Below are 13,296 nucleotides of genomic sequence, written 5' to 3'. Positions count from 1 at the left end.
AGGTTATCGGTATTTAATAACGTTATTTTAATAGAAGCTTAATTGTCTAAGGGTTGATTGCACTAAAGTAGCGATATTTCTGTGCACTGGTCGTGGCGACGTCTTCTTCGCTGACTCTACTAATCGATGCCTATCTTGCCTGGATAACTGGATGGATGCGAGAGATCAGACTTCTGTCGATAAGAACAGTAACCATCGCAGATCGAGGAAAGAGTCTACGCAAGGTGTAATGACACATTATTGAACTCATGACTCGATTGACTTGATGTCAGCTGATGCTGAGTTTGTTGCCGTGGCTTAAGACTGGCATACACCCTAGCTCCGGGTCTGCCTAAGGTTTGATTGACATGCGCTCACAGCACAGCACCGCATCGAGAATCCGATCCGCTGCGGGCCGAACGTGCGACCGAAATCAACCTCCAGATTGCTGACCTCCGGAGTATTCTCATCGCCCTGCAGCGTAACCCTGTGCTCCTCGTGGGTTGGCGGCGGCTGAGATCACACCGGTCTTGTGGTTCTTCGCAACGCAGGAGAGCCGGCCGAGCGCCCAGTCCCCAGCCCGCGTGATGATGTGCCCTCGTTTTTCAAGATCGACGAGAACGTCATCCCCTAGCCGGTCCTCGACTACCGCGCCGCCCGGCTCCCAAGTGCGCGGGAAGAATGAGCCAGGGATTGAGGTGGTGTGCAGCGAGGGTGCGTCGATGGCCTGTTGCGGTGTGTAGCCGCCGATGACGGTCCGGAGGATGTAGAGCAGCTGCCATTGGTCCTGCTGGTCGCCGCCAGGGGAGCCGAGAGCGACGACGGGCTTGCCGTCTTTCAGGATTAGCGTTGGTGTGAGCGTGGTGCGAGGCCGTTTCCCTGGTCGTAGCGTGGACGGAGCGCCATCCTCTAACCACGTCATCTGCAGCCGCGAGCCGAGGCAGAATCCGAGCTTTGGGATGGTCGGGGAAGACTGCAGCCAGCCGCCACTGGGCGTCGCGGAAATCATGTTGCCTACTGAATCGACAACGTCGATATGGCAGGTGTCCCCGCGGGTCTCTCCGCTGCGGGAGACCGTCGGCTCACCGACGCCGGCGAAGCCGCTGCCTGCGGCAAGGGCGGGAGACGTGTAGGCGACCCGCAGTGGAGGGGTGAAGGGTGTGAAGCCCGGTACGGTGCCAGGCCGGAACTCCAAAGATGCCGTCTCCTCGATGAGCGTACGTCGCTCGGCGGCGTACTCCGGTGACAACAGGTAGTCCATGGGCACTTCGACGTCACCGTAGTACGCCTCACGGTCTGCGATCGCGAGTTTCTGCGCTTCGAGGATGGTGTGTGCGCCTATTGCTGTGGACGGGTCGAGGAACTCGTCGGTGAACCCGGCCAGGATGGCGAGGGTCTGCAACAGTGCAGGGCCTTGGCCCCAGGGCCCTGTCTTGGCAATGGTGTAGCCACGGAACTGGAAGGTTGTCGCTGCCTCATAGCCGGCTTCGAAGCCGGCGAAATCCTCGATGGTCATCACGCCTGCATGGTCAAGTCCGGAGGAATGCCGGTGCGGGGTCTGCACGAAATCGGCGGCGGCCTGAGCCACGAGTCCGGTCCGCCACTCGAGTCGTGCCGCATTGATCCGCTCGGTCCGTGTGGCACCGTCCGTTGCTGCACTGACGAGAGAATCGAGAACGAGGGCGTATGCCTCGTTCCAGATGATGTCGCCTTCGCGCGGCGGCGTGCCCTCCGGCATCCAGAGCGCAGCCGAGGTGGGCCAGTGATCTGTGAAGAGGTTCGCCACGGTGGCAATGGTCGCTGCGACGCGTCCGAGGATGGGGTGGCCGTTCCGGGCGTAGTCGATGGCAAACGCCAGTACGTCTCCAAGTTCCCAAGTACCGTGATCGCGCAGCAGGATCAGCCAGGCGTCGACGGCGGCGGGCACGGCGGCAGCGAGAGCGCCAGCGCCGGGAACCAGCTCCAAGCCCTCGGCGAGGTAGTGCTCGCGCGTCGCCGCGGCTGGTGCAGGCCCCTGCCCCATGAGGACAACCGGTTTGGACGGTTCCGCTGCGGTTACGAAGATCCCGGTCATGTCACCGCCGGGGCCATTGAGGTGCGGTTCGACCACATGTAGTACGAACGCCCCGGCCACCACTGCGTCGAACGCATTACCGCCACGTTCCAGAACGGCCTGCGCGGAGGCGGTGGCAAGCCAGTGTGTTGATGCAGTCATACCGAATGTTCCCTGCAGCGTGGGCCTGGTGGTGAAGCAAATAGGTGGTGTGTATGTCATTAGAGCACTTTCAGGTGGGGTTCGCCGGGTCGAAGTCCTCGTGCACGGTGTAGTCGAACAGGTCGAAAGCAAGGCAGATGCAGCGATCGCGATGCCCGGGAAGATCGCCGCGCTGGGTGCGCGGAGTATGCATATATCGGCGTCGGAGAGCATGATGCCAAGACTCGGTGTGTCCAGCTGAGTTTGTCGAACACTCCAGCCTGCCCATGAATTTGGCAGTGTTTGGCTGCTTGCTAGCAAACTACGAACATCTTCGTCGCGGCGGATGCGCTCCAGCCCTCGTCAAAGATCTACTTGGCCCGCTTTGGGGTAGGGCCGGATTATTGTGAGATACGAACACCTCCTATTTGTGACTCTCGGACTTTGAGCGTGGCGTCATCAAATAAGTAAGGCTCGCAGCCCTACGAAAATATGGCGTTGACTAAAACATTCATATCCAAGGACTACGAGCCGTGTCTAACGATACGGCTGCAGATGATGCTGCGTCGACCCTGTTCAATCTTGATGACTATGCGGTGCTGAGCGTGGAAGGAGCAGGATCCGGGCGGCTGGTGTTGGTTGAACCACGGAACCCCGAGGCACCGTGCCTTGCCTGCTTCGGTGTTCTCCCGCCGCATCCAAGCCCTGCCCGTGCACCGCGTCAAGGACGTGGCCTGCGGTTGTAAAGGGCCTGGTGGTGCTGGTGAAGAAACGTCGACTGGTGTGCCAAGAAATGGGGTCTCCGAAGAGGACCTTCGTGCAGGTCACCGAACAGATCCCCTTGCGGTCGAGGCTGACCACCAGGCTGGTTGGGGAGATCGTCGAGGACGCCGTGCTCGAGCTGCGTGCGATCACCGGGATAGCCCGGGCGCACGGGGTCTCCTGGCCGACGGTCATGTGCAAGCTGTGGGTGACCGAGCAGATCGTCCTGGACGTTGACCAGCGGTTGGTGCGCCGGCTCGGCGTGGACGAGCACCGCTTCCGACGTGTCCGTTTCGTGCTGGGAACCACGGGCAAGATGATGCGGGTCGAGCCATGGTCGATCGTGTTCACCGACCTGGACACCGGCACGATCTTGGACGTTGTCGACGGGCGCCGCGGAAAGGCCGTCACCGACTGGATGACCCAGCGCCCCGAGCACTGGCGGTGAAACATTCAGTACGTGGCCATGGACATGTCAGCTTCAGTTCCGCAAGGCCATCCGCGATTTCCTGCCCGAGGCACGAATTTCGTTGGACCACTTCCACATCATCCAAAGATGCAATCAGATGCTCACCGCGGTGCGCCAGCGCCGTGCCCACGACGTCAATGGCCGCCGCGGGAAGATGACCTACCCACCCTGATTAGATGGACAAGTCCGCAGCATGACACTGTGACAGGTCAGATACTGTTTGAGTCACATCCGAGGGTGGGACGGTCGGTCCCTATCCTGCCAGCCAGTCCCAGACCAGCTAGATCGAGTCTCACAGATATTGTTGTTCACGGAACACCTCCGGCCATGCTGAACACCCGGTCACCACGCCGAAAGTCGGAGAGCAACCTTGCCCGCGCCAACTAGTTCCTTGCCGGGTAATCTTCACCGGTGCAAGGAAGAAGACGACCATGGATAACTCAGAGGCAGAGCCGCCAAGCAAGTCTTTTCTGCCCAAAGACGAAACTGCTCTCGAGCATCGAGAACAAGCAGCAGTCGGAAGCGAATCGATGGATTTCGGCTAAGCACACACAGATCCCTGCACCCAGGGAGTGGTTTCTTCCGGCTTGGCGATATCTCTCACGCCTACCTTGGGTTTTCTGAACAACTGCACCAGATCGGGAACCCGCTGCACACGAATATTCGTCTTTTACCGTGCGATGAAGGCCTTTCGGTTAAATTAATCGGGTCAATGCGGGCAGCAATCTGCCCATCGGAAGCAGCACAACCAAGGACCGCGCCATCGGACATAAGTGGCGGATCCGGGTCGTCCCTGGATGCGACGTGGATGCATGTGAGCGGTGGGACCGTTGGTGCGAGGAAGAACCAGCGAAAACCAGAGTGTGTCGACTCATCGGAAACTTGGGATCTGATGACGTCCGGTACTGCAATGCTGATTTAGTCTGCGTGCCTTGCCAGCACCGGGTGTGGTCCAAGATGATTGTCATACGGGGGTCTTCGATGGGCCAAAGATCGTCAAGACGCCGATGCAATAGTCAGGAGAGAGCCCGATCATGCCGAGCGACAAGACTGCGGAAACCACCCCGGACGGGCGCTACCTCATCATTAACGGCAGGAAGTGGAGAGCGAGCGATCCCTCCATCCCTCCGAAACTTCGTCAGGAACTCGTCGATGAACTGATGTCTGCTCGTCGGGCCGTAAAAACCAGTGAAAGCGATGCTCGAGCACGAGTGAACGATGCGAAGGTTGCCTTGGGGGAGCGGGGACAACCTTGGTGGGAAACGCGCGATCTCGCGGCATTCGATGAGCGGATTTCTGCGACCATTCGAGCACTTCTGCGCAAACGCATCGACTCGTCGATCTGTCCGAGCGACGTTGCCCGTATTCTGGGTGGCGAAGACGATGCCTGGCGTGAAGATATGGGCGATGTCCGTCGAGTAGCTGCCGGGATGGCTTCCCGCGGCGAGATCGTTGCCACCCAAAAAGGCATCGAGGTTGAAGCTGACACCGTTTCGGGTCCTATTCGGCTGAATCGTCGTATCTCGGTCGATGAAACAGATACCGGCCGTTGACCCGGACCGTTGAATTCCAATCACAGGGACAGCGCTCAAGGCCAACAGGCTCGGCCACCGAAATCCTTGGAGCTTCGCCTAATCCAACCTCTCTGATTTCGCCACGACAGGATCTTTGCCCTGAATATCGGCTTACTTAGTCATTGGGCGAGGGCAGGAAAGGCCTTTGTTGCTTCAAGAGGTGCCTCTGATGATCCCCCTCCTTTCCGGCTTGCTGATGCGCGAAAAGAGACGGCCTAATGAAACCCCTCCTGATTCGCTAGTCGGGTTCGGGCCAGCCCCTGGGGCAATATTGCGTGCGTGCCATGGCGCCGGCCGAGCCTTGGACTGCATTCCACGGGAGGGAGCAGTCGATGAGTCCTGTTTCGCTCTGATTCGAGGTGCGAAGCGTGAGGTTGGTTCGTTGGGTGCCGCACTTCAACGTGATCGGTACGCTCAAAACCTCCATGGCCTTGTAGCTCAGTGATTTGCCGGGCGCCTGGACGCCGGACAAATGCCGGGAGACAGCCTCGATCTCGGAAGCGGTCCCGGTGGTGTCATAACCGGTGTCTTGGTTGACCAACTGCAGCAATGGCGCAAGATCGGTGGGGGTGTCTTTACCTCCAAAAAGTGCCGGAACAAAACCGGTATCCAGGAACACCTTGGTTGTTGATCCGTCGGCGGTGGTGTCCAACTCCATGGCGGTGATCATCTGCCAGCCCTCGGCCCGAGGCTTGCCCGCGGTGGCCACCGGATCCCCGCAGTCCTGGGAGGCGTTGGTGCCGGTGTCCTGATCCTGCCCGGACCTGTCGCCATCCAGCGGAACGCAACCAACCAAGGGTAGTACGAACACCATCAAGCCCAAGCCCAAGCCCAAGCGCAGGCGCATGGTCCGGCCCGTGCGACGCCGCGAAACTTGCATGGGCTTTCCCTTCGGTGGCTTGTGGGCTTGATGCTTCTACGCTCGATACCGTGTGGTCCAACCTACGCCGTGCATGCGTCAACGTGTATGCCTGCGAAGGCTCAGTGCTGCGGCGGTTCGTTCCACTGACCGGGTTCGCCCCATCCTCCAGGGGCAGGAACGGGCACAGGGGCCGGCGGAACGGAAAGTCGCTGGATGTTGCGATTGTTTGCCAACCGCACGATCACCAGCGCAAACACGATGGTGGTGATCATCGAGGCGATCAGGCTGGGCAGGTCGCTGTCGGTGGCGCTGACATCCACCAGCCCGATGGCACCGAAGGCGAAGATCACCGTATTGTTCACCACGTGCAGCCCGATAGCTGCCTCCAGCCCGCCCGTGCGCCATGCCAGCCAACCGGCAACAAGGGCAAAGAACCCCACGTCCAGCTGTCCGTAGATGTCGTAGGCGTGGCCCAGCATGAAGAGCGGGACGGGCAGCAAGATGGCAAAAGCCGGATGGCGCAGCCAAGACCCGAGCAATTGCATCAAGTATCCGCGGAAGACGTATTCCTCCGCGGCGGACTGGAAGGGGACCAGCAACAGGGTCAGGATCAGTATCAACCACATGTCCGGGGCGCCGAAATCCGCGGTGGCGCCCTGCCCAGTGATCGCATCAATGGTAAAGGAGAGCCCGAAGCTCAGCGCCATCACGCCCAATGCCACCAGCATGCACGTTCCCAGCCAGCTCCAGCGCATGGCCCCGGTAACGGAGGTCAGCGTCCCGACCTTCTGCATGTTCATCATGCGGGTGGCCAGCAGCAGCACCGGAAGCATCGCGATCAGCGAGATGAGCGTGAGCACGAAGAAGACCGGGTCCGAAAGATCGATGTTGGTGGCAGCTAGTTCCAGGGAGTCCATGGAGTCCGCCAGCTCCGGGTTGCCCACGGCGACGATGACGAAGACGATGCCCAGCACCAGCATCAACCCCAGGTAGAGGCCCAGTGCTATCAGCCCCACCAGTAGTGGCTTGAACCAGCGGTAGGCGCTGTAGGTGCGTGCCAACCGGTGGTATTCCAGTGGTTCGGCCACCGCCGGCGTGGGGACCGGAGGCATCGGAGGCAGATAGTCGGGATATTGGCCAGGATACGGATCCGGACCTGGCGGCGGGTACGGCGGGGGGATCGTGTTCATGGAACCATTCTGTCGCACCGGACCTTTCCGGCGCCTCGCTCCGAAGGACGATCTTTCGACTAGCTCGGAGGACCACGACCACGTGGTCCTATCGGCCGATACCCGGCGCCGGTGGCTGCCGGTAACGTTGAGCCCATGAGTTTAGAAGGCAATTCCGCCGGCGCACCCTCCAGGGTGCGGCTGTTCATGGGCCATGGCTGGCGAATGTGCGTTGGCTTGGCCGTGGGCCTGGGGCTGTTCATGCTCACCTATGAGGCCTTCTCCCCGGACTCGGCAGCCGACGTCGAGGCCGTAGGCGGATACATCGGCCTGGACATGCTGTGCGGACTGGCAGCTTTGGTGGTCTACCCCTTCAGGCGCCGTTTCCCGCTGGTGGTCACCGCCGTCCTGGTGGTGCTGTCCTTCCCCTCGACCCTGGCCACCGGCTTCACGCTGCTGGCGATCATCTCCTTGGCCACCCACCGCCGGCCGGTCCAGATCACCGCGGTGTCGCTGCTTCTGGTCATCGCGGGAATGCTGGGCGACCAGTACGGCGCAGATGCGCTCTACCCGGAGCAGGAGCCGTTGATCTGGTGGCAGTCCTTGATTGCCGCCCTGGTGGCCACCCTCATCCCGGTGCTCGTCGGCCTGATCATCGGCGGACGGCGCCAGCTCGCTGAATCCCACAGGCGGCAGTTGCATGCCGCCCAGGGAGAGCGGGATGCACAGATCCAGGCCGCAAAGGCCGATGAACGCACCCGTCTGGCCCGCGAGATGCATGACGTGCTCGCGCACCGGCTCTCCCTGGTGGCCCTGCATTCCGGGGCGCTGGAATACCGCAACGACCTTTCCCCGGAACAGACAAAGACCACCGCCGGAATCATCAGGGAAAACTCCCATCTGGCCCTCGGCGAGCTGCGCGAGGTGCTGGGCATGCTGCGCGATCCGCACACGCTCTTTGCGGACGAACTGGCCAGGCCGCAGCCCGCACTCGGGGAGCTGGAATCGATCCTGTCCGACAGCCGGGCCGTGGGCACCCCGGTTGACCTGCACCTGGACGCCGAAACGACGGCGCGGATGGAAACACTTCCCACCAGCACCGGCCGGCACCTCTACCGGATCGTCCAGGAAGCACTGACCAACGCCCGGCGCCACGCCCCGGGGCGCGAGGTGCGCCTTGCCATCGATGGGTACGGCAGCGATTCACTGCACCTGCGCGCGGAAAACCGATTGTGCGCCGACACCCCTGCGCCCCCGGGGCCACAGCGGTGGCCCGCCTCCGGGCTGGGGCTCAACGGCCTGGCCGAAAGGGTGCGGCTGGCCGGTGGGAGGCTGCACATCGACCCCGATGACGCGGGCTCCTTTGTGCTTCAGGTGTGGTTGCCGTGGGCACCATGAGTGAACAACTGCGGATCGTGCTGGTCGATGACGAGAACCTGGTGCGCGCCGGGCTGCGGATGATCCTGGAATCCGATCCACGCATTGTCGTCGTGGGCGAATGCGCAGACGGGCGGGCCGCGGTCTCGATGGCGGCATCGTTGGCGCCGGATGTACTGCTGATGGATATCCGCATGCCGGTCATGGATGGGCTGGAAGCCAGCGAGGAGATCCTGCGCCATGCTCCGGAGCAGAAGATCCTGATCCTGACCACGTTCAACACCGACGAGATGGTGTTGCGTGCGCTCAAGGCCGGCGCCAGCGGCTTCCTGCTCAAGGACACCCCTCCGGCCGAACTCATGGAGGCCATCAACCAGGTCGCGGCGGGGAAAACGATGCTCTCCGAGGCGGTTACCCGGCAGCTCATTGCCGCGGCCGGTCCAGGCCAGGGGATCCCGCGCAGCAGTGCCGCCCGGCAACGGCTCGGGGTGCTCACCGATCGGGAGCGCCAGATCGCTGTGGCGATGGCGCGCGGGTATTCGAACCAGGAAATTGCCGCACGGTTGTTCATCTCGTTGGCAACGGTGAAGACCCACATCGGCCGGGTGCTGGAAAAACTGGGGATGGAGAACCGGGTCCAGGTGGCACTGTGCGTTTTTGAATCCGAGTCCGGCTAGCCTGCCGGCCGCGGAGGAAGCGGTCCGCCGAAAGAGTGATGCTCCACGGCACCAAGATCATCCATGCGGGCGGTGACGGGCGGCCAGGTCACTGCGTAGCGTGTAAGACATGATCACAGCAGAGGTACTGAGCAAGGACTACGGGGCCAAGCGGGCGGTGGACTCGGTGAGCTTCACCGTCGCACCGGGCAAGGTCACCGGCTTCCTGGGCCCCAACGGGGCAGGGAAATCCACCACCATGCGCATGATCGTCGGCCTGGACCGGCCATCTGCGGGAAGCGTGAGCGTGAACGGACGGCGGTACGCCGAGCACGCGGCACCGCTGCGTGAGGTAGGTGCGCTGCTTGAAGCCAAATCGATGCACAAGTCCCGCAGCGCGCGCACGCACCTGCGGGCCATCGCGGCAACCCATTCGATCCCCAACAGGCGGGTCGACGAGGTCATCGAGCTGACCGGGCTCGCCGGTGTCGCCGCCAAGAAGGTCGGAGGCTTCTCCCTGGGGATGGGCCAACGCCTGGGGATCGCCGTCGCGCTGCTCGGGGACCCGCAGACCCTGATCCTGGATGAACCGGTCAACGGCCTGGATCCCGAAGGGGTGCTCTGGGTGCGCAACCTGGCCCGCCAGCAGGCGGCCGCGGGCAAGACCGTCTTCCTCTCCTCGCACCTGATGAGCGAAATGGCAGTGACGGCCGACCACCTCATCGTGATCGGGCGCGGCCGGATAGTCGCCGATGCACCCATCGAACAGGTCATTGGCGGGCACAACGTGCCCACCTGCAAGGTCAAGACCGATGCCGCCCCCGAGCTGATGAACGCGCTGGCCGCGGCCAACGTGCAACTGACCCGGCTGGACGCCGAGACCATCGAGGTTGCGGGCCTGGACGGACGGGCCATCGCCACCCGGGCGCTGGAGACCGGGATCCTGATCCACGAACTGACACCGGTCCTCCAGTCCCTCGAGCAGGCGTACATGGCACTGACCCAGGGCGAGGTCGAGTACCAATCGGGTAGCACGGACGGCCCGGCAGAAACGATAAAAGAAAGCCAGGAGCAGCCATGAGCACCGAAACCATGAAACGCCCACGCGCCGCGGCGCCGGGTGCCGCCGGGTCCGGGAAGCTGAGCTTCTCAGGGGTGCTGCGCAGCGAATTCATCAAGTTCTTTTCGCTGACCTCCACCTTGATCCTCATCCTGGCCACCATCGTGGTGATGGTCGGGTTCGCCGCGCTGAGCACCTGGGGCATCGGCCAGACGATGGAAATGTTCGCCTCCAATCCCGAGATGGCAGCCCAGATGGGCGACATGGACGAGGCCGTCGCCTCGCTGCCGGCCAGTGGGCTGATTTTTGCCCAGCTGATCGTCGGTTCCCTCGCGGTGATGGTGATGAGCTCGGAGTTCTCCACCGGATCGGCCCGTTCGACGTTCGTCGCGGTCCCCACCCGGGCACCGGTGCTCTGGGCCAAGGCCCTGCTGGTTTCAATCGTCTCCATCGTTGTGGCGTTGGCCTCGATCCTGGCCTCCTTCCTGGTGGCCAAGCCAATCGCGGACAACTACAAACTGGCCCTGGACTTCGACTCCGAGGCCTTCCAGCGCAATCTCTGGTTCGGGGTGCTCTACGTGCTGATGGTCGCGCTGATCGGCCTGGCCCTGGGGACGCTGCTGCGCAACTCGGCCGGTGGAATCGTGGTTCTCACTGCCTTGTTCTTCGTGATTCCCATCGCCGTGAGCGGGTTCGCCCCCATGGTGTCGTGGCTGGCCGATGCGGCCCGGTTCCTCCCGGACCAGGCCGGTGCCGCATTGATGAAGATACCCGGGGCGGAAAACGCGTTGGAACCCTGGGTCTCGTCCCTGGTGGTTGCCGCCTGGGTCCTTGTTCCGCTGATCGGCGCTGCGCTCGTGTTGCAGCGCCGGGACATCTAGGGACCTCCGGGCCGTTAGGCTCAGGGGCATGGGAGAGATGATGGTTCAACCGGTCCCGGCAACCACGGAGGGCGGCTTCGACGAGCTCTCCGCTCAACGCATCGGCTGGCTGCGCCGGTTCATGCGTGCCCATCCGGCGCTCGTCAACGCCGCGGTGCTGCTGCTCTACTTCCTGCTGACCGCCACGTCCCTGACCGACTCCGGGCTCTCGGGGCATTGGCCCACCGTGGTGCTGCTGGTGCTGACCGGGGCCGTCCTGGCCTTCCGCCGCCGCTGGCCGATGCTTGTGCTGGTTGCCGTGGTCCTCCTGGACTCGGCCGCAACACTGCTTGACTCCTCGTACTTCGGGGGCAACCCCGGGGTGTGGATAGCGTTGTATACCGCCTCCACCAAATATGCCGCCAGGCGCATGTTCATGTTGATGGCACTGATCACGGCCCTGCAAGGGCTGATCTTCGTGATCGTGGGGATGCCAGCGCTGTTCACCGAATCCGTCGAGGACCAAGCGGTGCTCGCCGATCTGGGCGGAAGAAGCCTGACGATCGCGCTCTTCCTGGCCTTCGTGCTCGGCACCAACATCGCGGCGGTGGCCATCGGGGCGGTGATCCGCAACCAGCGGCTGCACGAGGCCGAACTGAACAACTGGGCCAAACGGGTCCAGACGCTGGCCCGGGTCCGCGAACGCGCCCGCATCGCGCGGGAGATGCACGATGTGGTCGCGCACTCGCTTTCGGTCATGATCGCCCTTTCCGACGGGGCCGCCGTGGTTCTCAAGCGCGACCCGGAGCGTGCCGGTCAGGTGCTCGGGGAGCTTTCGAGCACCGGGCGCCGGGCACTGGGGGACATGCGCCGGGTCATCGGGGTGCTGCGCACCGGTGACGGCGCGCCGCTGGAGCCACAACCTGCAGCCGGTTCTTTCGAGCAGATGCTGGCAGGGTTCAAGGTGGCCGGACTGCCGCTGCGCTACACCGCCTCGGGCCCGCCGCTGCCCGAGGATGCAACCTTCCAGCTGACCGTCTACCGGATCATCCAGGAGTCGCTGACCAACGTGCTGCGCTACGGACGCAACGTCTCGGTGGTCCAGGTGGGCGTTGACCGCAAGGGGGAGGACGTCACAGTAAGCATCCACGACGACGGCACCGCCCAGGAAGCCCGGCGTGAGCTGATCGGATCGGCCCAGGGCATCCGCGGCATGAAGGAACGCACCGCACTTTTCGACGGCACGCTGCACGCAGGACCGGCCTCCCGCGGCGGCTGGAGCGTCGTCGCTAAACTCAAGTTGCCGAACACCACACACTGTGAAGGGGACCCGGCACCGGCCGAGCACCCCGAACCGGCACCCCAAGCCCAACACCGAGGAACGTGAAGAAAATGCCCGAAAACACCGAGCAGGCATGCGCCCCCATCGGGGTGCTGCTGGTTGACGACCAGCCGCTGCTGCGCATGGGTTTCCGGCTCATCCTCGAGGGGGAGGAAGACCTGGCGGTCCTCGGGGAAGCCTCCGACGGGGCCGAGGGCGTTGCCCTGGCGGCAAAGCTTAAGCCCGACGTAGTGCTGATGGACGTGCGCATGCCGGTGATGGACGGCATCGAGGCGACAACCCGCATCGTGGCCCAGTCACCCGAAGCCAAAGTCATCATCCTGACCACCTTCGACCTGGATGAATACGCCTTCGCCGGGTTGCAGGCCGGGGCCAGCGCATTTCTGCTCAAGGACGTGGCGCCCGAGGAGCTGGTGCACGCCGTGCGCCTGGTGGCCTCCGGGGACGCAGTCGTCGCTCCCAGGGTGACCGCGCGCCTGCTGGAAACCTATGTGCGCAACGGTGCCCCGAACCGCAGTTTGGCCCCGGCCCCCGAACGCGACCCGTTGCTCGGAGACCTGACCCCGCGCGAACTTGAAGTGCTCGGGGCGATGTCCGAGGGGCTCTCCAACGCCGAGATCGCCCACCGCTTCTTCCTCTCCGAGGCCACGGTGAAGACCCATGTGCGCAGGATCCTGACCAAGCTGCACCTTCGCGATCGCGTGCAGGCGGTGGTCTACGCCTACGAGACCGGGTTGGTCGTCCCCAGCCAGGGCCTGGACTACTAAGGAAGGGTGAAGCGTGAATTCGGAGATCCTGCGCAGCCCCTGGTTGCTGCTGGCCGTGGTGCTCGGTGTGCTGGGCGCCTTTTTGATCACCCTCTTCGCGCTGCCCGTGCCCGGGTGGGCTAGCATCGTGCTGGGGGTCGCCGCCCTCGTGGTGGCGTTGATCCGCACCCGTGCCTAGGGCGGGAACATACCACCGGCGATAAGTTCCGGACCGCGGTTCCACCC

At 63.2% G+C, this 13,296-nt stretch carries 13 protein-coding genes and 1 pseudogene; 11 read left to right on the top strand and 3 right to left on the bottom strand.

What is annotated here, in order from left to right; all coding sequences use genetic code 11:
• Positions 1-445: 445 nt before the first annotated feature.
• On the bottom strand, positions 446-2,254 hold the full coding sequence (locus tag ABEA12_RS02975; RefSeq protein WP_210099303.1) for a gamma-glutamyltransferase family protein: 1,809 nt from the start codon (positions 2,252-2,254) through the stop codon (positions 446-448).
• A 452-nt stretch (positions 2,255-2,706) separates the two neighbouring features.
• Here ABEA12_RS02975 and ABEA12_RS02970 point away from each other — a divergent pair, with 452 nt between their 5' ends.
• From ABEA12_RS02970 to ABEA12_RS02960, 4 genes and pseudogenes are all read left to right on the top strand, one after another.
• Positions 2,707-2,919 (top strand): hypothetical protein, encoded by a 213-nt coding sequence (locus ABEA12_RS02970; protein ID WP_210099304.1) that lies wholly within the window; start codon positions 2,707-2,709, stop codon positions 2,917-2,919.
• A 71-nt stretch (positions 2,920-2,990) separates the two neighbouring features.
• Entirely contained in the window at positions 2,991-3,383 is a 393-nt protein-coding gene (locus ABEA12_RS02965) for a helix-turn-helix domain-containing protein (RefSeq protein WP_210099305.1), read from the top strand.
• Between the two features lie 46 nt (positions 3,384-3,429).
• Positions 3,430-3,576: pseudogene (locus ABEA12_RS18585) on the top strand (transposase); the annotation flags it as partial.
• Positions 3,577-4,438: 862 nt separating this feature from the next.
• The gene (locus ABEA12_RS02960) at positions 4,439-4,957 is read left to right on the top strand and encodes a DUF3253 domain-containing protein (protein WP_210099306.1); all 519 of its coding nucleotides are present in this window, start codon (positions 4,439-4,441) and stop codon (positions 4,955-4,957) included.
• A gap of 259 nt (positions 4,958-5,216) precedes the next feature.
• Here ABEA12_RS02960 and ABEA12_RS02955 read toward each other — a convergent pair whose 3' ends face one another.
• On the bottom strand, positions 5,217-5,858 hold the full coding sequence (locus tag ABEA12_RS02955) for a hypothetical protein (RefSeq protein WP_210099307.1): 642 nt from the start codon (positions 5,856-5,858) through the stop codon (positions 5,217-5,219).
• A 101-nt stretch (positions 5,859-5,959) separates the two neighbouring features.
• Positions 5,960-7,030 carry a CPBP family intramembrane glutamic endopeptidase gene (locus ABEA12_RS02950; RefSeq protein ID WP_210099308.1) on the bottom strand — a complete coding sequence of 357 codons (1,071 nt, stop codon included), beginning with the start codon at positions 7,028-7,030 and terminating at the stop codon, positions 5,960-5,962.
• Between the two features lie 135 nt (positions 7,031-7,165).
• Between ABEA12_RS02950 and ABEA12_RS02945 the strand changes: the two genes are divergently transcribed.
• From ABEA12_RS02945 to ABEA12_RS02915, 7 genes are all read left to right on the top strand, one after another.
• Positions 7,166-8,407 (top strand): sensor histidine kinase, encoded by a 1,242-nt coding sequence (locus tag ABEA12_RS02945; protein WP_210099309.1) that lies wholly within the window; start codon positions 7,166-7,168, stop codon positions 8,405-8,407.
• Positions 8,404-9,063, top strand: coding sequence for a response regulator (locus ABEA12_RS02940; RefSeq protein ID WP_210099310.1), 660 nt, complete (start codon positions 8,404-8,406; stop codon positions 9,061-9,063). Before ABEA12_RS02945 ends, ABEA12_RS02940 begins: the two co-directional genes overlap by 4 nt.
• A gap of 109 nt (positions 9,064-9,172) precedes the next feature.
• Positions 9,173-10,123, top strand: a complete 951-nt coding sequence (locus ABEA12_RS02935; protein WP_210099311.1) for an ABC transporter ATP-binding protein — start codon at positions 9,173-9,175, stop codon at positions 10,121-10,123.
• Positions 10,120-10,983 (top strand): ABC transporter permease, encoded by an 864-nt coding sequence (locus ABEA12_RS02930; protein ID WP_345466311.1) that lies wholly within the window; start codon positions 10,120-10,122, stop codon positions 10,981-10,983. Before ABEA12_RS02935 ends, ABEA12_RS02930 begins: the two co-directional genes overlap by 4 nt.
• 28 nt (positions 10,984-11,011) lie before the next feature.
• Entirely contained in the window at positions 11,012-12,349 is a 1,338-nt protein-coding gene (locus ABEA12_RS02925) for a sensor histidine kinase (protein ID WP_210099312.1), read from the top strand.
• A 5-nt stretch (positions 12,350-12,354) separates the two neighbouring features.
• Positions 12,355-13,071 carry a response regulator gene (locus ABEA12_RS02920; RefSeq protein WP_210099313.1) on the top strand — a complete coding sequence of 239 codons (717 nt, stop codon included), beginning with the start codon at positions 12,355-12,357 and terminating at the stop codon, positions 13,069-13,071.
• Positions 13,072-13,084: 13 nt separating this feature from the next.
• On the top strand, positions 13,085-13,249 hold the full coding sequence (locus ABEA12_RS02915) for a hypothetical protein (RefSeq protein ID WP_210099314.1): 165 nt from the start codon (positions 13,085-13,087) through the stop codon (positions 13,247-13,249).
• Positions 13,250-13,296 lie beyond the last annotated feature (47 nt).

Source organism: Paeniglutamicibacter antarcticus, assembly GCF_039544305.1.
GTDB classification, from domain to species: Bacteria; Actinomycetota; Actinomycetes; order Actinomycetales; family Micrococcaceae; genus Paeniglutamicibacter; species Paeniglutamicibacter antarcticus_C.
This window is presented reverse-complemented; position numbering and strand designations above follow the sequence as displayed.